This window comes from Chryseobacterium cucumeris (genome assembly GCF_001593385.1).
Lineage (GTDB): Bacteria > Bacteroidota > Bacteroidia > Flavobacteriales > Weeksellaceae > Chryseobacterium > Chryseobacterium cucumeris.
In genome coordinates, this window is sequence record NZ_LUVZ01000023.1 from 222736 (window position 1) to 245072 (window position 22337).

At 35.1% G+C, this 22337-nt stretch carries 22 protein-coding genes and 1 riboswitch; of the genes, 8 read left to right on the plus strand and 14 right to left on the minus strand.

The window, feature by feature from the left end:
• Positions 1-23: 23 nt before the first annotated feature.
• From A1704_RS13425 to A1704_RS13435, 3 genes are all read left to right on the plus strand, one after another.
• Positions 24-2222, plus strand: a complete 2199-nt coding sequence (locus A1704_RS13425) for an ATP-binding protein (protein WP_062674175.1) — start codon at positions 24-26, stop codon at positions 2220-2222.
• A 20-nt stretch (positions 2223-2242) separates the two neighbouring features.
• Positions 2243-2794: a biliverdin-producing heme oxygenase gene (locus A1704_RS13430; protein WP_062674177.1), complete on the plus strand. Its 552-nt coding sequence runs from the start codon at positions 2243-2245 to the stop codon at positions 2792-2794.
• Positions 2795-2912: 118 nt separating this feature from the next.
• Positions 2913-3839: a malate dehydrogenase gene (locus A1704_RS13435; protein WP_034699354.1), complete on the plus strand. Its 927-nt coding sequence runs from the start codon at positions 2913-2915 to the stop codon at positions 3837-3839.
• A 228-nt stretch (positions 3840-4067) separates the two neighbouring features.
• On the opposite strand, the gene A1704_RS13440 is transcribed toward A1704_RS13435, so the two are convergent.
• Both A1704_RS13440 and A1704_RS13445 read right to left on the minus strand, forming a co-directional pair.
• Positions 4068-4439: a hypothetical protein gene (locus A1704_RS13440; protein ID WP_062674178.1), complete on the minus strand. Its 372-nt coding sequence runs from the start codon at positions 4437-4439 to the stop codon at positions 4068-4070.
• 10 nt (positions 4440-4449) lie between these two features.
• Positions 4450-4833 (minus strand): winged helix-turn-helix transcriptional regulator, encoded by a 384-nt coding sequence (locus A1704_RS13445; RefSeq protein ID WP_062674179.1) that lies wholly within the window; start codon positions 4831-4833, stop codon positions 4450-4452.
• A 124-nt stretch (positions 4834-4957) separates the two neighbouring features.
• Here A1704_RS13445 and A1704_RS13450 point away from each other — a divergent pair, with 124 nt between their 5' ends.
• On the plus strand, positions 4958-5968 hold the full coding sequence (locus A1704_RS13450) for a zinc-dependent alcohol dehydrogenase family protein (protein WP_062674786.1): 1011 nt from the start codon (positions 4958-4960) through the stop codon (positions 5966-5968).
• Positions 5969-6072: 104 nt separating this feature from the next.
• On the opposite strand, the gene A1704_RS13455 is transcribed toward A1704_RS13450, so the two are convergent.
• From A1704_RS13455 to A1704_RS13480, 6 genes are all read right to left on the minus strand, one after another.
• Positions 6073-6624 carry a putative glycolipid-binding domain-containing protein gene (locus A1704_RS13455; protein WP_062674181.1) on the minus strand — a complete coding sequence of 184 codons (552 nt, stop codon included), beginning with the start codon at positions 6622-6624 and terminating at the stop codon, positions 6073-6075.
• Positions 6625-6738: 114 nt separating this feature from the next.
• Positions 6739-6981: a hypothetical protein gene (locus tag A1704_RS13460; protein WP_228432430.1), complete on the minus strand. Its 243-nt coding sequence runs from the start codon at positions 6979-6981 to the stop codon at positions 6739-6741.
• A gap of 71 nt (positions 6982-7052) precedes the next feature.
• Positions 7053-7589: a GNAT family N-acetyltransferase gene (locus A1704_RS13465; protein ID WP_062674183.1), complete on the minus strand. Its 537-nt coding sequence runs from the start codon at positions 7587-7589 to the stop codon at positions 7053-7055.
• A 17-nt stretch (positions 7590-7606) separates the two neighbouring features.
• Positions 7607-7999 (minus strand): VOC family protein, encoded by a 393-nt coding sequence (locus A1704_RS13470; RefSeq protein ID WP_062674185.1) that lies wholly within the window; start codon positions 7997-7999, stop codon positions 7607-7609.
• A gap of 20 nt (positions 8000-8019) precedes the next feature.
• Complete coding sequence (locus tag A1704_RS13475) at positions 8020-8805, minus strand: hypothetical protein (RefSeq protein WP_062674187.1); 786 nt, start codon at positions 8803-8805, stop codon at positions 8020-8022.
• Positions 8806-8820: 15 nt separating this feature from the next.
• The gene (locus A1704_RS13480; protein ID WP_065119622.1) at positions 8821-9615 is read right to left on the minus strand and encodes a DUF6896 domain-containing protein; all 795 of its coding nucleotides are present in this window, start codon (positions 9613-9615) and stop codon (positions 8821-8823) included.
• A gap of 95 nt (positions 9616-9710) precedes the next feature.
• Between A1704_RS13480 and pafA the strand changes: the two genes are divergently transcribed.
• Entirely contained in the window at positions 9711-11357 is a 1647-nt protein-coding gene (gene pafA, locus A1704_RS13485) for an alkaline phosphatase PafA (protein ID WP_062674189.1), read from the plus strand.
• A gap of 60 nt (positions 11358-11417) precedes the next feature.
• Here the strand turns inward: pafA and A1704_RS13490 are convergent, their stop codons facing one another.
• Both A1704_RS13490 and A1704_RS13495 read right to left on the minus strand, forming a co-directional pair.
• Positions 11418-12548, minus strand: a complete 1131-nt coding sequence (locus A1704_RS13490) for a tetratricopeptide repeat protein (protein WP_062674191.1) — start codon at positions 12546-12548, stop codon at positions 11418-11420.
• Positions 12545-14161, minus strand: coding sequence for a helix-turn-helix domain-containing protein (locus A1704_RS13495; RefSeq protein ID WP_062674194.1), 1617 nt, complete (start codon positions 14159-14161; stop codon positions 12545-12547). Before A1704_RS13495 ends, A1704_RS13490 begins: the two co-directional genes overlap by 4 nt.
• 154 nt (positions 14162-14315) lie before the next feature.
• On the opposite strand from A1704_RS13495, the gene A1704_RS13500 reads away from it, so the two are divergent.
• The 3 genes from A1704_RS13500 (at position 14316) to A1704_RS13510 (ending at position 18878) form a co-directional block, all read left to right on the plus strand.
• Positions 14316-15629: a T9SS type A sorting domain-containing protein gene (locus A1704_RS13500; protein ID WP_062674196.1), complete on the plus strand. Its 1314-nt coding sequence runs from the start codon at positions 14316-14318 to the stop codon at positions 15627-15629.
• A gap of 137 nt (positions 15630-15766) precedes the next feature.
• Positions 15767-15944: riboswitch (cobalamin riboswitch) on the plus strand.
• Between the two features lie 32 nt (positions 15945-15976).
• Positions 15977-17803, plus strand: a complete 1827-nt coding sequence (locus A1704_RS13505; protein ID WP_062674198.1) for a TonB-dependent receptor plug domain-containing protein — start codon at positions 15977-15979, stop codon at positions 17801-17803.
• A gap of 19 nt (positions 17804-17822) precedes the next feature.
• On the plus strand, positions 17823-18878 hold the full coding sequence (locus tag A1704_RS13510) for a DUF5074 domain-containing protein (RefSeq protein WP_062674200.1): 1056 nt from the start codon (positions 17823-17825) through the stop codon (positions 18876-18878).
• 158 nt (positions 18879-19036) lie between these two features.
• On the opposite strand, the gene A1704_RS13515 is transcribed toward A1704_RS13510, so the two are convergent.
• The 4 genes from A1704_RS13515 to tnpA form a co-directional block, all read right to left on the minus strand.
• Entirely contained in the window at positions 19037-20455 is a 1419-nt protein-coding gene (locus tag A1704_RS13515) for a CCA tRNA nucleotidyltransferase (protein WP_062674202.1), read from the minus strand.
• Between the two features lie 37 nt (positions 20456-20492).
• The gene (locus tag A1704_RS13520; RefSeq protein WP_062674204.1) at positions 20493-20837 is read right to left on the minus strand and encodes a nuclear transport factor 2 family protein; all 345 of its coding nucleotides are present in this window, start codon (positions 20835-20837) and stop codon (positions 20493-20495) included.
• A gap of 107 nt (positions 20838-20944) precedes the next feature.
• A complete protein-coding gene (locus A1704_RS13525; RefSeq protein WP_062674206.1) occupies positions 20945-21493 on the minus strand; it encodes an L-threonylcarbamoyladenylate synthase in 549 nt (182 codons plus the stop codon).
• 299 nt (positions 21494-21792) lie between these two features.
• On the minus strand, positions 21793-22221 hold the full coding sequence (gene tnpA / locus A1704_RS13530; protein WP_062674208.1) for an IS200/IS605 family transposase: 429 nt from the start codon (positions 22219-22221) through the stop codon (positions 21793-21795).
• Positions 22222-22337 lie beyond the last annotated feature (116 nt).

Consider the following 22337-nt stretch of genomic DNA (forward strand, 5'->3'; position numbering starts at 1 on the left):
TGATATATAGACTGAAAAGATATATGAATTTTATAGAGTGCCATGAAGAACCTATCCATATTCCGGGTTCTATTCAGAGTTTTGGTTATTTGATTGGCATTGATGCAGAATCCCATACCATTACTTTTTTTAGTAGGAATATTGCGGATTTATTTAAAGTCGGAAGTTCAAAAGAGCTGTTCGGAAGAAAAATTACTGACTTTCCTGAAAGTTTTCAGAGCATTATTGATTCAGAAATCTATATGTCACTGGACAAGTTTACCAGACGTAAAAATGAAACCTATTTCGATAAAATTTTTATCAATGATAAAGAGTATCATTTTTCTGTTTTCAGAAGTGAACTTTATATCTTTCTGGAGTTTGAAGAAGTAATCATTAATCCCAATAAACGGATCTCCAATAAATATGATAACTTTTACATCATTGATAATGAAAAGGAACTCTGGAATCATCTTCTGGAAACGCTTTCGAAGGTGATCAACTATGATCGGATGATGGTCTATAAATTCATGATGGACGGTTCCGGAAAAGTAATTGCCGAAAAGAAGAATGAAAACATGGAAAGTTTCCTTGGGCTTCATTACCCGGAGTCTGATATTCCAAAACAGGCAAGGGATCTTTATCTTAAAAAAAGAAAAAGAATCTTCAGCAATGTGTATGCGGATACCGTTCCTATTTTAAGCAAAAGCGCAGAGAGCATTGATCTCACTTTTTCAGCATCAAGAGGGATGTCACCGGTCCACGGGCAGTATCTTAAAAATTCGGGAGCAGCTTCAAGCTTCAGTGTTTCCATTATTATCGATGACCATCTTTGGGGATTGGTTACCTGCCAGAATGTGGAACCCAAACATATTGATCTTGAAGACAGGGTGCAGGCCGGAATTTTTACAACACTTGCTGCCAATGCTTATTCATCTTTTAAATCAAAAAGCGAACTGAATTACCGTTTGGAGCTGAATGAGAAAATATCTCAGCTGAAAACGGAATTTTTGAAACATAATCATCTCTTTGATTCTCTTATTGAATGTAAAAAAGAGATCAGAAATTTACCTGAAGCAGACGGACTTGCTATTATTTCGGATGAAAATATAATTACAGACGGCAGCACACCTGATGTTGAAACATTAGGAAGAATTGCAGAATGGGCTATTGGGAATACTGATGAGCGTATCTACGTGAGCAGAAGCTTTCTTAAAGATCACGGTAAAGAACTTGAATTGACGGATAATGCGGCAGGAATTGCCATCTATTTTATTGAAAGAGATAAGAATGAAATGCTGATCTGGTTCAGAAAAGAGTTTGATGAACATATCAACTGGGCTGGAAATCCGGAGAAAAAAATAGAAGTGTTTTCTCAGAATGGAGAGGAAAAACATATGATATCACCAAGAACTTCATTCCGGATTTTCACAGAAAATATCAAAGGGTATTCTAAAAGATGGAATTCCAGAAATGTAAGTGCTGTACAGGCTGTAAGGGATTTGATTTTAGAAACTTCCCATAAAAATTACAACGCTATCAAAAGGCTTAATGATGAGCTTAAAAAAGTAAATGAAGAACTTGACAGTTTTTCTTACACCATCTCACATGACCTTGGTACTCCTCTGACCGTAATGAAACTAAATGCACAGATGCTGTTGGGAAATCTTGCTGCTGATGCTGAAAAAAGTAAAACCAAGATCAATTCAATTATTGAGGAAATCGACAATATGGCGGAAATGATGCATGATGTGTTGCAGCTCAGCCGAGCCAAACACAGCGAAATACAGCTTGAAAGCCTGAAAACAGCTCATACAATTGAGAAAATTTCCGAAAATGCCAAGATGACCTATGGCAGCCCGAACAGTGAAATTATCATTAAAGAATGTCCTGATGTACTGGCTGATAAAACCATGCTTCATCAGGTATTTCTGAATATCATCAACAATGCTGTAAAATATTCTTCCCATAAAGAGCTTCCGAAAGTGGAAATTGAAGGGGCAGAGGACGGGCAGACCATTATTTACAGAATCTCAGACAACGGTATCGGTATCCCTGTGGAGGAGAAGCATAAAATATTTAAAATCTTCAACCGGATGGATAATGCCAAAAAGTTTAAAGGAAACGGAGTAGGACTGTCTATAGTACACCGCATCATGAAAAGATTGGGAGGAGATGTAGATTTTGAAAGCAATAGTGAAGGGACTTCCTTTATTTTAACGTTCAAAAAGCCTTATATTTGAGAAACTTTTAAAACGTACTTATGGTATCAGAATATCTAAAACAGAATACAGCAGAGTATCACGATGCAGCAGAAAAACTTTTTAATTCTGAGAAGATTTTCAACAAAACCTTCACTTTAGAAGACTATAAAAAAATCATTCATACCAATTACCTGATGCTTCTTCACAGCGAAGATAAAATATTCAGAAGCCTTTCTGATAAGTATGCAGAAAGCCTTCAGCTTGATGCGAGAAAGAAGCTTTCACTTATTGAAAAAGACCTGCAAAGTCTTTCCCTGAAAAATCAGGAAGTTTCTTATCCCCTAGAGTTCAATAACGAACATGAAGCACTTGGAGCGATGTATGTGATTGAAGGTTCTACGCTTGGTGGAAATGTAATTGCAAAGCAACTTTCCAAAACGGAGGGTTTTGATGAGGTAACTTTCAACTTTTTCGGATGCTATCAGGAAAATACGGGGCCAATGTGGAAAAACTTCAAGGAAGTTCTGGATACAGAAATCGCGGAAGAAAACTATAGTGAAGTGCTTTCCGGGGCGAAAAAACTATATATGTTTTTACTGAACGTTAACTAATTTATTTTAATTCTAATTAAATTCCTGAAAAATTGCTCAATTTTTCAGGAATTGTTAAATTTGGGGAGTTTCAAATTTAAACTTAACTAACAAAAAATAATTTTTAAAAAGTAACAATATGAAAGTAACTGTAGTAGGTGCAGGCGCTGTAGGAGCAAGCTGTGCAGAATACATCGCAATGAAGAACTTCTGTTCAGAAGTAGTTTTGGTAGACATTAAAGAAGGGTTTGCTGAAGGGAAGGCAATGGATTTGATGCAGACCGCATCTCTTAACGGATTTGATACGAAAATTACGGGTACAACAGGAGATTATAGCAAAACTGCAGGTTCTCATGTAGCAGTAATCACTTCAGGGATTCCAAGAAAACCTGGAATGACAAGAGAAGAATTGATCGGTATCAATGCTGGTATCGTGAAAGAAGTTACTGAAAACTTAGTAAAACATTCTCCGGAAGTAATCATCATCGTGGTTTCTAACCCAATGGATACTATGGCTTACCTTGTTCACAAAACTTCAGGTCTTCCTAAGCACAAAATCATCGGAATGGGTGGTGCTTTAGACTCTGCAAGATTCAAATACAGATTAGCTGAAGCATTAGAAGCTCCAATTTCTGATGTTGACGGAATGGTAATCGCTGCTCACAGTGATACAGGTATGCTTCCATTATTGAGCAAAGCGACAAGAAACGGTGTTCCTGTAACTGAATTCTTAAGTGATGAACAACAGAAATATGTCATCGAAGAAACTAAAGTAGGAGGAGCTACGCTTACGAAATTATTAGGAACTTCAGCTTGGTATGCTCCAGGTGCAGCAGTTTCTGTAATGGTTCAGGCGATTGCATGTGACCAGAAGAAAATGATCCCTTGTTCTTTAATGCTTGAAGGAGAATACGGACAAAACGATATCTGTCTTGGTGTTCCTGCTATTATCGGAGCAAACGGAGTAGAATCAATTGTAAACGTAACTTTGACTGCTGAAGAGCAATTGAAATTCGCTGAAGCTGCTAATGCAGTAAGAGAAGTGAATGGAGATCTTAAATTTTAATAAGTACCTGCTTTAAGCACGAATTAAAATAATAAACCCCGGCTGTTTCAAAGAAACAGCCGGGGGTGTTTTTTGAGCAATATTGAATCATAACTTTTGAACCATTCAAGAACGGAGAATTAAGGTTGATAAAGAAAAATCATTGATTTTTTAAGCTTGATGGTTTAATGGTTTCGGCGCGGCCGGAGGCCGCGCCGAAACCATTATGATCTAATTTGGAATGCAAAGTTAATTCGTTGTCTTTACAAAACGACTTACAGAGAACATACTCTCATTAGCTTCAGTTTCAATATATCCGATAATTTTATTCCAATCTTGGCTTAAGAAAAACATTCCGTAATATTCTTTTCCAAGTACACTTATAAATCTTAGTTTATTCCCAGAATAATTTTTCAGATTGGAAACCAAGGTTTCCATCTGTTGTGATAATTCATAGTTTCCATTTTTATGAGCACTATATTTTCTGATGGTGTACACGCCAATCATATTTTCTCTCTCAAAATTATTGCTGTTGCTTATCTTAATTTTATATTCTGTAATATCATCAAGAAATTTTCTTTCTTTTTTAATTAAAGTAAATGCTTCTTCAATAGTTAACATGTCAATGTTTTTATTTCATAGATCCCGGAAGAATTCTAACTTCATAGGGAATATTCTGTTTTCCCCAGCTGCAGAGCTGGTGCATCACTTTTGTCAATTCTGATCCGCTGGGTGTAATATGATATTCAACTTTTAAAGGAACTTCATTGAATATTTTCTTGGTAATCAGATTTGATTTAACCAATTCATTGAGTACAGAAGATAATACATTATCTGAAATTCCAACCAACGCTTCTTTCAGTTGGGAGAATCGGGAGACATCACAAGTGATTAATAATAAGACCTCTGCTACCCATCGTTTACCAATAATTTTTAGTACTTTATTCAGGGTACATCTGTCGTCCAGATAATGTTCATTTATTGAATTGGTAGAACTCAGCTTCTTTTTACTCATACTCATTTATTTATTAGTAGCTCACAATGGGCTACAAGTGATTTCCGGTGATTTTTTCAACATACATTTGTCTTATAAAATTACGGTTTTTAGTCTATAGTTTAATAATTTAAAAATGAGTAAAATGAAAGCATATCAGGTAAGCAAAGAGTACAGTATATCTTCTCTTGAGCTGGTGGATAAATCCTATCCAAAGCTTTTACCCAACGAAGTATTGGTGAAAATGAAAGCCAATTCTCTTAATTACAGAGATCTTATGGTCGTAACAGGCTTTTCTTCGTGGCAGCCTCCCGTAGGAAGAATACCGGTTTCTGATGGAGTAGGTATTATTGTTGAAAAAGGAAGTGAAGTAACAACCTTGGCTTTAAATGATCGTGTTGCCGGATTATTTTTACCTAAATGGATCGATGGAAAACTGACAGATGAAAAAATAGGCGGTTCTCTTGGCGGTGCAAAAACAGATGGTCTGCTGCAGGAATATGCCATATTTGATCAGAATGAAGTCATTAAAGTTCCCGATTTTTTAAGTGATGAAGAGGCTGCAACGTTACCTTGCGCAGGACTGACGGCCTGGCATGGCGTGATTGAAAAAGGAGATATTAAACCAGGGAGTACAGTTCTCATCCAGGGTACAGGAGGTGTTTCTCTGTTTTCTGCTCAATTTGCTTTAATGGCAGGTGCAGAAGTGATTTTGTTGTCAAGTAGTGATGAAAAATTGACTTTAGCTGAAAAAATGGGGATTAATCACCTTATTAATTACCGCCAAATTCCCGAGTGGGAAAAGAATATCATGGATATTACCAGTGGAAGAGGAGTAGACCATATTGTAGAAGTGGTAGGAGGCCGTAATATCATCAGATCAATGAATGTAATTGCCCTTGATGGAACCATTGCTGTTATTGGTCTGATGGGTGGATTAAGTGCTGAGCTGGATACAGCGAAAATTATGTCCAGACAAATCAGGCTGCAAGGAATTGAAGTGGGTTCTAAAGAAATGTTTAGTCATATGAATGAAGCTTTGGCAGCACATGGGATACATCCTGTTATTGATAACGTATATTCTTTTGATGATGCTAAATCTGCTTTTTATCATCTGGAAAAAGGTGCAACAGGAAAAATTGTGATAAAGTATTAGGTTTTACTTCGAAAAAGACTTGTTGATATCAACAAAAAAATCACTGGAAAAACAGTGATTTTTTATTTTTATTTAGGAATATGAGTTGGACTCGTTTCAGCTTTTCAAAGTTCTGCTACCTTTTCAAACAGTTTAGGATAAACTGTTACTAATCCAGTTTCATCGATTGAAATCTCTGCTTTAAAATCATTTTCTAAATTTTCATATAGGTATTTATTAACAGATGTCCGGGTATATTGCTGCTGTACAGGTCTGATATGATGGTTTAATACATCAATATAGATGACATCAATTTTCTGAGAACTGTTTTCTGAAAGCTTTAAATTGTTGACGGGTAAAGTGTTGGTAAAGGGGGGCAGAGAAATATCTATGAATTTAAAATTATTGAATTCCGGATTTATAACATTGTTAATTTCCCATTGGTCCTGAATTCTTTTTCCGGCAAGTGTCCTTTTTACCTTATTGATCTCCGATTCGATCAGGAAGTCCTGAACGATCCAGGCTTTATCAATGTGAATTTTATACTCTATACTATATATTTTATCTTCAAGACAGCCGATGATCTTTGATTCTACAGTATATATTTTATCATCAGATTGTAAATTAAAATATTCAAGAGATTGATAAAATATTCCTTTCCAGATCAATGTTTTCATAATGATATTCTTTGATGTACTATTACGAGATACAAATTAACGAATGTCAGGGCTGATTACAAAAAAGAGCGGTAAAAAACCGCCCTCAACAAAATTTTATCTAACAAATATTTTTTACATATAAACACATCCGCATCCTGTTTCCCATTCCTGGCACAGGCGCATAGGTTCAGTACAGCCAGGGTCACCGCCGCCGCCCTCAGAAACTCTGTAGCATGTACCACCACTGCAATAGTATGAACCTATAGTTGGCGGACAATTGCCATCCATATCACACAATGCATAAGGAGTGTCTCCACCACTAATCAACACAAGCTGATTTCTCTTTAATTTTTTTAAATTTTTCATAGTAATCATTTTTAATTTGTTGATTACTAATGTAAAAAAAAATTAACACACCAGCAAGTGTTTTAATGAATGTGGTAAAATTACTCTATATCTAAAGTCATGAAAAGCGCAATTTCCTCTGGATTTTCATACAATCTTGTATTCAGTCCGGTAATATTGAATCCCATTCTTCTATAAAATTGTATTGCAGGATAATTGGTATTCTGTGTTTCCAGTTCAATCACTCTGGAATTCAATTTTCTGGCTTCTTTAATGGCGCTTTTAATCAATTTAATTCCGATTCCCTGTCGTCTGTATTTTTCGTTGACCAGGATATTTTCAATATAAAAACTATTGTTCCATGTTCTTTGTTCACAGATAATCCAGCCTGCCAATTCTTCATTAACAAAAGCACCGAAAGAATTTCCCTGTTCAATGATGGTATTCAATTCTTCAAGATCTTCAGAAGTCGTTTCCCATATTTTGTGGTAAGGCAAAGACTTCTCTTTTAAAATAAACTCAAAAGAACCTCCAAACTCAATAGAGGAAACCACATATCTTACATCCGTTGTATACCCGTTATGTCCCCAATCCAGACTTTGATTAGAGGTTAGTTTTTGTAATTTTTTTATTTCCACCCTTCCATATTTTTATTTTAGTGAATTTCAGTACAGATTTCTATCAGATAATTGTTGGGATCTTTAATATAAGCTGTTTTTTGTCCCCATGGTTTTAAAGCAATATCTTCATAAAGAACAGCGCCGTTTTGTATTGCTTTTTCTACCAAAGCCTCTACATTATCTGTCGTAAACCCAAGTTCCATTCCGAAAGGTTGGTCTTCAGTTTTTGCCGTTATAAATCCTTTTTTAATATTGGACTGAGCCAGGCTCACAGAAGCGAATGAGAGACTTGTTTCTCCGGTCAGGAGCTCACCATAATCTTTTTCGGGAGTGATGAATTTTATTTCAAAGCCAAAGGTGTTTTTATAAAAGCTCATAGACATTTCTACATCTTCTACATACAGAATGACATACTTGAATTTGATCATATGATTGAATTTAAATGTTTTTATTTCTTGTTGATAATATATTCTTCATCTATCATCAGTTTTATATGAGGCCCATGTAAAGGATACTCTTTAAAACTTCCAAAATGACCGAAATGAAGAGGGTATTTCTGGCTAAGCTGCCGCACTTTACGTCCAAATGAATTGATGTCAACCTTTTGAATGGTTTCTTTTTTCTGTCTGCCATTGGTGAAAAAGAGCATCAGGTTACAATGATCTTTAAAATCAAAATCATTATAATAAAATACATGAAGGTTTTCTTCTCTGGAAATCCGGATCAAGTCATCAATCAATTCTTTTTTATACTGCAAAGGCAGATTACAATCAATTCTGGCAGCATAATGTTCTGCATTACTTTTTTTGAAGTCGGAACCCACCATCTGAATGAAACGGTGCTCTATATTTTTGAATTCCTCTCTTTCCGGAGGATAGTTTTTGCTGGATTGAATGGTAAAAGGAAGACTTGCATCCAATAATACTGCATTTTCACGGATCAATAATTCTTCAACCTCTTCAGCAAACTGAAAATGAAAATCAAAAAGCATATGGTCTCCAATATTGATGATGATTTGATTTCCATCGATATTCAGGTGTAAATATGTTTTCTTGAAATCTGATTTTAGTGCTTCCAGTTTAGGAATAAAATCATCTGTATTTTTAACCTGGATTCTTGCTGCCAGTTCAGCAGGATTATCGGCATGTCCTCCAAGTCCAGGAAAGAATTTGAAAAACTGAAAGTCATATAAATGGTCTGGGAATTTGAAATACCAGTATACGCCTACTATCATTGATTATTAAATAATTTAGAAATAAAAAAACTGTATAAATTTTGATAATCTGGATTTGAATTCAATTTTTTCATAATCTTTATCAGGATTATATATTTTAATGTCAACCTTATTTCTATCTTTGATTACAAGCCCGGAATGATTTTCAAGGTTTGAATTAATTTGTTCCAATAGTCCCAATTGGAGCATCACATCTAATATTCTCTCTCCATCCGCAAAATCTTCATAAATATTAACGGGAAGAGGATGATAGTCAGGCGTAGACTTAATATAACGAGAAAAAAAATAAGGATCAAGATCCCCAAATTCCATCCCAAACATAAAAGGAACTTCAATCTGCTGTTTTGTAGTTACATTTTGAAAGTGACAATGAAAACCATGAAGGAAATATCTCCATTTACCTACTTTTCCACTCTGAGTTCTTCTACTTCGACCTTTGAAATAATTAAAAGCAAGAAAAGGGAAATCTTTGTTTAGTTTTACTTTCTTCTTTTCAAAAAATAAACAGACCAGTTTTTCTCCAAGTTTTCTGTAGTCTTTTGCACACTGTACAAAAAATAATTGGTTGGCAATTATCTCTTCTTTTGTAATGAGTTTCTTTACTTCAATTTTAGGCTCTATCGAATGGATATCTATTTGAAAATGAGGAAGATTTTTCGTTAATTGTTCACCATAATCCTCTCTGATATGATTGATAGGATGATCAAAAACTATTCTGATTATTTTTTGTCGAGGAATATTTCTGAGGTAATCAATACAAGGAAGCTCTTGTATCGATTTAGCAGTTATTACATGAGTAGTTCTTTCCAAAACATTAAATCAATGATTAGTTCAAATTTAAATAAAATTTCACACTCCAAAACTTTCAAAACCCTTAAATTTGTTGTCAATAAAAATTTACTTGGATGCTTAGGAACATTTCAATTGCGGCAGCTACTTTATTGTCCGTAATTACAATCAATGCACAGAAGAACAGAAATACTCAACTGGAAAGACCCAAATTAGTTGTTGGTCTGGTAGTAGACCAGATGCGTTGGGACTATTTGTACCGTTTCTACGGTAAGTATGGGAATGATGGTTTTAAAAGACTTTTGAATACAGGATATTCTTTGAATAATGTACATATTCCTTATGTTCCTACCATTACGGCTTTGGGGCATACATGTATCTATACAGGATCTGTACCGGCTATTCATGGTATTGCCGGAAACGACTGGACGGATAAAGAAACAGGTAAAGGAGTTTATTGTACCGCGGATGAGAGCGTTCAGCCGGTAGGAACTACCAATACAAAAACAGGAAGCCACTCTCCGAAAAATCTTTGGTCTACCACAGTCACAGACGAATTAAGACTGGCAACGAACTTTCAGGGAAAAGTTGTTGGTGTTTCTTTGAAAGACCGTGCTTCCATTCTTCCTGCAGGCCATACTCCAAACGGAGCTTTCTGGTTTGATGACAGCACAGGAAATTTCATTACCAGTACATGGTATATGAATGATCTTCCACAGTGGGTAAAATCATTCAACTCTCAGAATCTTCCTGAGAAATTAGTAGCGAATGGCTGGAATACTTTACTTCCAATCAACGAATATACAGAAAGCGCACCGGACAATTCTCCTTGGGAAGGTTTGTTGGGAAGTGCAAAAACACCTACTTTCCCTTACAGTAATCTAGCAAAAGACTACCAGACTAAAAAAGACAATATCCGTTATACACCTTTCGGAAATACTCTGACTTTAAAATTGGCTGAAGCTTCTGTAGAAGGTGAAAAACTAGGTGGAGATAATATCACAGACTTTTTAGCCATCAACCTCGCATCTACAGATTATGCAGGACATAAATTCGGACCGAATTCTATTGAAGTAGAAGATGTTTATATCAGACTAGATCAGGATTTGGCAGAATTCTTCAAATATCTTGATTCAAAGGTAGGAAAAGGAGAGTACACCGTTTTCCTTTCTGCTGACCATGGTGGAGCACATTCTGTAGGATTCCTTAAAGAACATAAAATCCCGACAGGTTTCTTCGGAGAAGATGCGGAAAAGAATCTGAACCAGAAACTGAAAGAAAAATTCGGAGCCGATAAACTGGTCAACGCCATTGATAACTATCAGGTTTATTTCGACAGAAAAGTATTGGCAGACAACAAGCTTGAATTGGATGATGTTAGAAACTTTGCTGTAAAAGAAATTGAGAAGGATCCTACCGTTTTATATGCTGTTTCTGTGGACAAAGTTCAGGAGTCAAGCATTCCGGAGCCAATTAAACAAAGAATTATTAATGGAATCAACAGACAGAGAAGTGGGGATATCCAGTTAATTTCTCATGATTCTATGCTTCCACCATATTCTAAAACAGGAACTACACACAGTGTATGGAATTCTTACGATTCTCACATTCCATTAATCTTTATGGGTTGGGGAGTGAAGCAGGGAGAAAGCAACAAAGAATATCATATGACAGATATTGCTCCTACGGTATCTTCCTTATTGAAAATCCAGTTTCCAAGTGGAAATGTAGGAAATCCGATTACCGAAGTTATTGGTAAATAAATTGAAAATTTTATATCATAAAAAAACATCCCAATTTGGGATGTTTTTTGCTTTCATAGCTTACGATGTTCTTATCATTTGCTGTATCTCTTTATGAAACTTCTTATTCTGTTTTCTGATTTTTATAATAGAATATAGAAGCAGAACGATCAAAATGCATCCCAGAAGAACTGAAGCCATTTTAATATAACGATAATGAGATTTCAGTTTCTCACTTTTCAAAGCTGTTTCCTTGTTGTGGTTGTCGATCACCTGATTAATAGATTTCAGCTCATTCTGCTTTCTTTTAAATCTCATTTCCATGTGTTTTTTGTTAAACTGCTGATAGAGATTCTGTTGTCCCATAGCAAGATAGTTCTCAGCCAATTCTTTATAAAGTCCTTCGTTCAGGATAATATCTCCGGTATTTTTAGAAAGATCCTCAGCTTTTAGTAAAAGGCTTATCGCTGTTTGATTTTCATGTCTTTGTTTGTGTATTTCAGCAATTCCTTTCAAAGCGAATGCTTCCAGACTTTTACCATAATTCTTCCGGGCATAGCTGACAGACTGTAAAAATGACTCTTGTGCTTTGTCAATCTCATTAAGGTTCAGATAACAGTACCCAATATTGTAGTATACCACACTCATATTGGAGTAAGTGGTTTTCTTTATGGGAACCTTTTCATAATTTCGTATAGAAATCAGGAATTTTTCCAGAGCAATTTCTGAATTAGACTGACTTTTATATACCATTCCTCTTATTGCGTAGCTTGCAGCCGTTTCAATATATTTCTCCGGATTTTTTTCAGGAATTTTTGCAATATACTGTTCTGCCTCATTCAGTGTTTCTAAGCATTTGTTGAAAAGTTCCATTTGCTGATATTGGATCGCAACTGAAATGAGAACACCTGCCTGGCTTCTGGCATCATTGGTTTTCTGAGACAGTTCTTTTGCTTTTAAAATATATTGTAAAGACTCTTCAAAATTTCTTTTAGCAATATTGGCTGTTGAAAGCAGCATATAAAGATTAATTGAAGTTTTGATATCATGAGATTTTTTTAATAATTGTTCTCCGATTTTGATGGTATTATCGGGGTTGTCGTAAATTTCAAGTTTGGCCTTTCTTAGTAAGATACTATCAGGTGTCTTTTGTGCCTTCATACCATTACAAAAGGCAACCAGCAACACTATTATTTTAAAAATTAATTTCATAAGACTTTTGTTTTACTAATTTCCTGAATATAGGCATTGGGAGACATTCCGGTAACGGATTTGAAAACAGTAGTGAATGCACTGTGTGATGAGAATCCTGAATATTCTGCCAGATAACTTACTTTATAATTAAGAAAAGTAGAATCAGTTCTTAATAACTGTACTATATGATTGATTCTAAGCTTGTTAATATATCCGTTGAAGTTTTTTTCCTTATTATTAATAATTTCTGAAAGGTATTTTGTATTGATTTCCATTTGAGAGGAAAGCAGAGACAGAGACATGTTTTTATTCAGAAACCGGTCGGATTTTTCAAATTCTTCCAGCTTTTGGAGAATTTCATCTTCTTTTTCCCTGGATATTTTTGTTGTGCCAGGATCTTTTGTCGCTGGAGTTGTTTTGTGTAAAATGATGGGTTGAGATTTTTGACTGATCTGTTTTTCAAAGAAATCAAACTGTTTTTTTAAGTCTTTATTTTTACTTTTTATGAGTAAAAAATAAGTAAGCAAAACCAGAATGATCAAAGATAAAATCAGGATTAGAAACCAGAAAGATCTTAGAAGCAGATGTTTCTGAAATTCAATATTTTTATTTTGATTGGTTTCCACAAGCTTCACAAGGTATCGTATTCCTTCTTTTGAGCTGGAATCTGTTTTTGTTTTTACATCATTGTAAAGTTTATTGTACTGATGGTATTTTGCATCATTATGTAGTGCGTAGTAATTACGGGAAAGTGATTCGTAGATTTTAATTTTTAAATTATTAAAAGGAAGATTTTCAATCAATTGAAGACCTGCTTCCAGTTTTTCAATAGCTGTTGCATAATCTTGTCTCAGAAAATAATATTGGGACAGGTTTTCATAGGCCAGAGCTAAAAGAAAAGGTTGGTTTTTCTGATGTTCAAGATCTGTAATAATACTGTCTATAAGGGTTTTATATTCAGGTAGTTTATTTAGTTTCAGCAGATAGGAAGATCTGAAAATTCTGTTTTCAATTGTTAAAATTCTATTCTCTTCATTATAATCGCCAAGGTATTGATTACTCTGATCTAGAATTTTTAAGGCTTCAGGATAGTTTCTGTTGATTCCCGAGTTCAATGCCTGAAGCTGATATAATTTTGAAGTGGTAATTCTTAATGCCAGACTATTGCTTTTAAGAAGCTTCTGATCAGACAAGAGATGAGAAATAATTCTTTTCGATTGATTGTACAAACCCAGATTCTGATACTGATCGGCAAGGTTATAATCACTGAAGACCTGCATACAATAAGAAAGATCGTTTTTCTGATCAGGCTCTTCTTTTTGAGCGAAAATATTGACAGATTGTACATATTCCCCCTTCATGGCAAAAGCTTGTGAAATAATATTTTGAAGTACAATTTTGTGTTCCGCGTTTTGATCACTCACAAGAATTCCCTGGGTATAACTTATGCATTCGTCAGGATTCTGATATAATTTCAGAAATGCTTTATCTGCTAACATATTGAAGTCGGGACCGGACTGTCCTTTGGTGGTGAGGGAGCAGAAAATAAAAATAAACAGTAAAGTTTGAAATAATTTTTGTCTCGTTAATTTGCTTTTTGTGTTTTTTTGAATAATTCTGGTAAAATCCATATTCAAAATATTGTTTTGTATCTACTTGGTTATCAGTCTTGTAAAAAATAAGTTCTTTTAAAATTCACGAATTATGAAAGCCAATTTCTTTTGGCAAGGTGAATATTGTATTAATATTGTTTTCACCAATTCGAAACGCTAAATATAATAAAATATGAAAAATTTTTACAAAGTATCAATGAAAATGTTGACAGCTTGTCTTTTTCTGAAATTTGGTTTTGCAGAAGCTCAGCTTACTGTAATAGGTTTGGGAAATTATAATGTAGGGGCAGTCTCTGACAATGGAGTGGTAAGCATGCATACAAGCGCAGGAGGAATATATAAATGGAATGCAGCAGGAGGACTTGTACAGATAGGTTCTATATCAAACGGTTATCCGGCAGCGGGTAGAACTGTTGTTTCGAATGACGGAACCAAAATTTCGTCCTCTATAACAAATGCAGCAACGGGATTTAATGAAATATCAACCTATGATGTAGCTACTTCGACCTGGGTAAACAGAGGCGGGCTTGTTCCTACAGGATGGGACGGTAGTGTAAGTTCAACCTGGGGGATGACTACCAATGGAAGCACGATTGTAGGTTTAGGTTTTCTTACTGCTGCAAACGCACATGCTGTGAAATGGGATGAAGTAAACGGAATGGTAGATCTGGGAAGTATCGTTGCAGGACACAGCTCCAGAGCAAACGCAATCAATGCGGCAGGAACAGTAATTGTAGGTTGGCAGGATGAGCCAACCGGAACAAGAAGTGGGGCTAAATGGCAGGATGGAGTAGAAACTTTTATTACTGATAATAATGGAAATAATGTAGGGGAAGCAGGAGGAATTTCTGCAGATGGAAATACAATCATAGGCTCAGCAAATCCTAATCCCTATGTCTGGAATGCTGCAAGCGGACTTACTTACATAACGCATCCTAATGCTTCTTTCAGCTTCAAAGGAGGAGCAACAGGAATTTCTGCGGATGGAAAAAAAGTAATTGGGTATTATAGAGCATTTGGAGCACCTCCTATGTCAGGGGAAGGTTTTATCTGGACTTCTGCTACCGGAAGGATCAATCTGAATGATTATGCAGCCTCTTTGGGAATTGCAACGAATGGAGTAACTATGGGGCTTCCCTTGGCCATTTCACAGGACGGAAAGAAAATTGCCGGATCAGGGACGAATGCTTCAGGGCAGATGATCGCTTTTTATCTGGATACTTCTCAATTTTTATCGGTGCATGATGCAGTGAAAGAGAAAAATAATATGGGTGTCTATCCTAATCCTGTGACTGATATTCTATATTTTAAAGGAACAGGAAAAATAGAGAAAGCCGAAATTTATAATATGGTGGGACAAAAGGTAAAATCATTTGATTCGGTAGAAGGGCAGATTGATGTTTCATCCCTGTCAAAAGGAGATTATATTTTGCAATACTCTATGAAGGGAGGAAAACAAGAGACTTATAAATTCATTAAAAAATAACATATATAAATAGTAAAGTAGTGGGATGAATGGCTGTTTTCAATATTGAAAGCGGCCGTTCTTTTTTGTGTATATAGCAAAAGGATAGCATGTTGTGTATAGAAAAGTCTGGTTTTTGGTGAATACATATAAAAAACTATCTTTGCAAAAATTTTGGTTTCCAGTATTTTGGAATGAAAAGGGAATCGGGTGTAACTCCCGGACTGTCCCCGCAACTGTAAATCGCAACTCAAGTTTCTGCAAAAAACCACTGTTTAATAACGGGAAGGTGCAGAATGCGAAAGTCAGGAGACCTGCCGGAATTATAATTAAAAAACATATTGCTTTCGGAGGAAAAGTAAAAAAGTATGGATATAAAAAGATCTTTAGTACTGCTTTTTTCATCTTATGGCTGTTTTCTTTTTGCACAAGAGAAAGCCATCGATACTGTTTATGTCTTCGACAATCAGATGAATAGGGTGAAACTTTTTCATCCCGTAAAAATAATTTCGGCAGAAGATGCTGAGAAAAACTCCAGTAATCTTTCTGAACTTCTGAGATTTCAGTCACAGGTTTTTATCAAAGAAAATGGCCGTGGTGCCGTTTCTTCACCTTCTTTCAGGGGAACTACCGCTCAGCAGACTGCTTTTGTGTGGAATGGAATTAATATCAATTCTAATTTTCTGGGACAGGGAGATATTAATAATATTGCTTTGTTCGGCTATGATCAGATTGGTATAAAAGCTGGTGGTGGAAGTGTAGTATATGGGAGTGGTGCCATCGGGGGAAGTATTCACCTGAATAATACCCTTGATTTTAATAAAGGCTTCCATGGTTCTTTATTTTCTGAAGTGGCTTCTTTTAATACCTATAATAACTTTATAAAAGGTTCTTACAGCAATAATAAGTTCAGTTTTAAGGCTTCTGGAAATTATTCTGTAAGTGAAAATGATTATAAGGTAAGTGACCTGAACTATATCAACAGAAACGGAAGTTATTACAATACAACGTTCAATGTAGGAGCATCCTATAAAATCACAAACGATCATAAAATTTCGTGGCAGAGCCAGTTTTTTGATTCTTCACAACGCTTTCCTGTATATGAAGAAACGGGAACAAAAACGAAATATAAAACTCAAAGTGTAAGAAGCCTTCTTTCCTGGGACTGGAACAAAACAAAGTTCAGTAATTCCCTTAAAGCAGCTTATACGGAAGAGAATTTTCAATTTTTTGGTTCGTTAAATCAGCCTAAATCAAGTAGTGGAACCGGGAAAAATTATATCTTTAAAAATGACTTTAATTATTTCCTGAATTCAAAGTGGAATTTTAATATCATAGGAGAGTTTCAGGTTAATAAAGGAGAAGGATACCAAAACGGAATATCCAGCGTCAGCAGAAATATTGGTTCTGTTTCAGGATTGTTAAGATATTTTGCAACAAAAGATCTGCGTTTTGAGGGTGGATTCAAGAAAGATTTTGTGGAAGATGTGAAGTCACCGTTGATGTATTCGTTCTCCGGAAAATGGAGTGCAGCAAAATGGTATGATGTAAGCCTTAATGTATCAAAAAACTTCAGATTTCCATCCTTTAATGATATTTATTATGAACCGGGAGGAAATAAAGACCTGAGACCGGAAACCTCTACCCAGCTCGATATGACGAATGTGTTCAAAGCAGGAGATTTCAGACTTACTTTGTCTCCATACTATATGAACATCACAGATCTTATTGCATGGCTTCCAACGGCTAAAGGATACTGGCAGGCATTCAATGTCAATAAAGTTGAATCCTATGGATTAGAATCCCAACTGTCCTTTAGCAAACAATGGGGTAATCATAAAATCCGGGCCAATGCTGGATACTATTATGCAAAGTCTATTGATAAAGAAACGAAAATGCAGAGACCTTACGTTCCTATGCACAGAGGAAATGCCAATATAGATTATGAATATGGTTTCTTTAAACTTTTCGCACAGGGGCAGCTGAATGGCGTTACGTATACTACAAGTGACGAAAAAAGGTCAGATGCCATAGACCCTTATTTTCTTTTAAATATGGGAATCTCTGCAACTTTAGCCAAAAAATATACCTTAGGGTTCAAAGTGAATAATCTAACCAATACATACTACAAAACGGTTTCTTTCTATCCTTTACCCAAAAGAAATTATAGTGTGTATGCAGCAATAAATTTTTAAAAATTAAAATTGAGTAAATATGAAAATAACTAAACTTTTAACTGTATTATTTGCAGTAGTGTTATTGTTTAACATTTCTTCATGTTCAAGTAGTTCTGACGAGATTGAAGTTTCTCCAATCACTTATCAGAACGGATATTTTATCTCTAATGAAGGAAACTATAACAGTCAGGGAGCTAAGGTAACATTTGTGACAAGAAATTTAAGCCTGAAGCAAGACGATGTATATGGTTATAACAACAACAAAGAGATTCTTGGTGATGTTCTTCAGACGATTGGTCTTAACGAAAACAAAGCTTATCTTGTATTGAATAACTCTAATAAAATTGTAGTAGTAGACCGTTATACATTCAAAAAGTTAGGAGTAATTACAGATCAGCTTGATAACCCAAGAGGAATTACTTTTGCTAACAACTTCATCTATGTTGCTAATACCAACTTTACTGCACATACTCAAAGTATAACGAAATATAAAGCTTCTGACTATTCATTTGTAAGTAAAATCAATATGACTGAAGTTTCTGATAAAACAGTAGAGGCAGGAGGAAATGTTTTTGTACAGAATGCTTCATCAGGGTACGGAAATAAGATTACTTATATCAATACTTCTAACGATGCTAAAACTGAAATTACCGTTCCAAATGGTCAGATTGGAAATACAGTATCATACAAATCTAATGTTTATACAATTTCTTCAACAGCTACAGATTCTTATATCTATAAAATTTCAAGTACCGGAGCGCTTACACCGGTAATTACTTTGACAGGAATTCCTAATGCTACGAACCTTCAGATTGATAACGATAAAATCTACTTCAGCTCTGCCAATAAAGTATATACAACGAGTTTGGCTATACCTGCAATTCCTGCAACTCCATTATTAACAGCTGCAGATGGCGGTCCTTACTTTACACTGTATGGATTTAATGTTATTGATGGAAGGATTTTTGCATCAGACGTTAAGCAGTTCACACAGGATAGTGAAATGGTAGTATATTCAGCAGTTACAGGTGCTCAGATCAGTTCTTTTAAAACAGGAGGTATCGGTGCTAGTGGAACATACCTGAATCCATAATGTGTGATAACATATAAAGAAATAATTTTTTATTTTTTCATCATTTGTGTTTTTTTCCGGCCGGTTTCGAAGAAACCGGCCGGCTTTGTTTTCCTAGGAAAACAAAAAAACCTGCGGGATGGAACATCCCGCAGGTTTTATATTTTATATCAGTTGAATTATAGGGTTAACCCGAGTTTTTCAGCCTCAGCAATCACAAATTTTGTTGCTTCTTCTTTTTCATTAGGAATTTCACCCTCAAGAATAGCCTCTTTCACCTTCTCTTTTAGAATTCCGATTTCACGGCCTGGCTTAAGGTGAAACATTTCCATAATCTCTTCACCGGTAATAGGAGGTTGAAAGTTTCTTACCTGATCTTTTTCCTCTACTTCTTTGATCTTTACGGCTACATATTCAAAGTTTCTTTTGAATTTCTCCTGCTTTTTAGAGTTTTTAGTGGTAATGTCTGCCTTGCAAAGCGTGAAAAGATCTTCGAGATTTTCTCCGGCATCAAATAAAAGTCTTCTCAATGCAGAATCTGAAGCATCATCCGTGATCAGCGCGATAGGTCTTGACGAAAGTTTCACCATCTTCTGAACATATTTCATGTCACTTCCCAAAGGCAGTTTTAATCTTTGAAAAAGTGTTTTTACCATTTTTGAGCCCAAAAATTCATGTCCGTGAAATGTCCATCCTATTCCTTCTACAAACTTTTTTGTTGGAGCTTTTCCAATGTCATGAAGAAGGGCAGACCAGCGAAGCCAAAGATTATCGGTATTCACCGAAATATTATCCACTACTTCCAGCGTATGATAAAAATTATCTTTGTGAGTTTGTCCTTCCACTTCTTCCACTCCTTTCAGTTCGATCAGTTCTGGAATAATCAGCTTCATAAGACCGGTTTGTTCCATTAGTCTTAATCCGATAGACGGTTTTTCAGACAACATTATTTTGTTGAACTCTACCATGATTCTTTCCATAGAAACGATCTTGATTCTTTCTGCTTCCTGCTGGATCGCTTTCAAAGAGTTTTCCTCAATTTTAAAATTTAAAGTTGAAGCAAAACGTACTGCCCTCATCATTCTTAATGGGTCATCAGAATAAGTTTGAGCAGGTTCTAACGGTGTTCTTAAAATTCCTTTTTCAAGATCTTCGATTCCATTGAACGGATCAATCAGTTCTCCGAAGTTTTCTTTATTTAAAGAAATAGCCATCGCATTGATGGTAAAATCTCTTCTTTTCTGATCATCTTCCAGGCTTCCGACCTCCACTTCCGGCTTTCGGCTGTTTTCTGTATAGCTTTCCTTTCTTGCTCCCACAAATTCAAGTTCAAGTTCTTTGTACTTGATCATCGCGGTTCCATACGTTTTGAATACAGAAACCTTTAATTTGGGATCTATATCCTGTGCTACATTCTGAGCAAGCTCAATACCGCTTTGTTCCGTTACAAAGTCTATATCTGTAGAAGCTTTTCTGTTCATCAGAAGGTCTCGTACATAACCGCCCACTATGTATACAGACTGGTTATTCCTTTCTGCTGCTTCAGAAATGATTTTAAATAGTTTTAAATTCTTATTTTGATTAAGATTAATTTTCATCGTTAATAATAGTGACAATTTCTACGTATGTTACCCATTAGTCATAATGAGCATACATTCTACTAATTTTTCCCTCTTCATTAAAAAACATAACTTCAACAGCATGTTTATCCATAATCGACTTATAAAATAATGCTACAGAATCTACTCCCGCTGTGGAATGTTTCAGATCAAAATGAAGGTCTGGAAACTTATCCAATGCCTTTTTCCAGTATTCACGGACAGATTCTTTTCCCTTTAAAGAACTTTCTTTACCGTCAGTAGCCAGAGCGATCATAGGAGTGGTGATCTCAATATCATCCGAATAATGAGAAAGTATATCCTCCAGATCATGAGAATTCCACGCATTGATCCACATTTGAGCAAATTCGTGATGAGTCATAGCAAATAGTTTATGAGTTGAGTTTGCAAAGATAGAATTAAAAAAAAGAAATCCTGCCGATATGAACTGACAAGACTCTAAAAAGTAAACATAAAAGTTCAGAATTCTTATTCTCTAAGAACTTTTATTCTGTTGTCATTCCATATTTTGATCACCGAAGAACCTGAGTATTTTGAAACTTTTTCTCTGTCTTCTTCCACTGCATAATCTACAAGGCTGATCATCTCCTCAGAAATATCAGAGAATTTTAACGGACTTTTTTCACCACTGAAGTTGGCCGAAGTAGACACTAAAGGTCTGTTCAATTTTGTTATCAGTTTTTTACAGAAATCATTTTTTACAAGACGAATTCCGATGCTTCCGTCTTCTGCAAGAAGTTCTTTAGGCAAACCTCTTGGGTTTTCATAAACAATTGTTACCGGTTTTTCGCTAAGATCAATAATTTCCCACGCCATTTCAGGAACATCCACAATATCCTGAAGCCTTTTCTCAGATTCCACAAGAATGATCATGGATTTATTTTTTTCGCGCTTTTTAATGTCAAAAATTTTATTGACCGCTTCTATATTGGTGGCATCACAACCAATTCCCCAGATAGTATCGGTAGGATAAAGAATTGTTCCGCCGGATTTTAATATTTCGATAATATGTTCCATAATTGTATGTGAGTTCAAAGAGTGGATAAAGGTAAAAAATCTGTAAATTTTGGACAAAAAAATGGGGTTTAAATATGATCTTGTTGATCGGTTTTGGCTAAAGCCAATGGAATTTATATAATTTGAAAACGGGCTAAAGCCGATTACTATTAATGATTGTAGTATGTTTAGAGTTAAATAGGATTATTGATTTAATTAAAAAAATAATACGATGAATTTTAGAGATCTAATTCAATAGAAATGGGCTTTAGCCCATTTAAATAAAAGAAATAAATCCTCCGGCTTTAGCCAAGACCTACTTAGTTTTTAAAATTATATCTTTCAATAAATTCCTTATATTCCTCTCCAAAGCTTTTTTTCTGATGATGCTTTTCCTGATTTTTAATATAATTTCTTACGCTTTCTATCATAGACTCAGAAACTGATACAGCAAAATATTCATCTTGCCATGAGAATTTTCCTAAAGTAAGTTTATTTTTATTGATCCAATGTGAAGATTCACCTTTTAATAATTGTACAATTTTTTCTATATTCTGATCAGATCCCAGAGAAATAAGACAATGACAATGGTCAGAATATCCATTAATCATATCTAAGAATATACCTTTTTCTGTAGCATATTCTTTAATATGTTTCCAGACTTTGAGACGTATGTCGAATGTATTGAGAAAAGAATCTCTGTTTTTTGTAGAGAAGACAAGGTGAATGTAGATTTTGATAAAAGCCATTTGTGTTGTTTTATCAAAAATAATATTTTTTAGGTTTCGGCTAAAGCCAAAGGAATGGTATATAATATCAAAACGGGCTAAAGCCCGTTCCTATTGATGCTTATAGCGTTATTAAA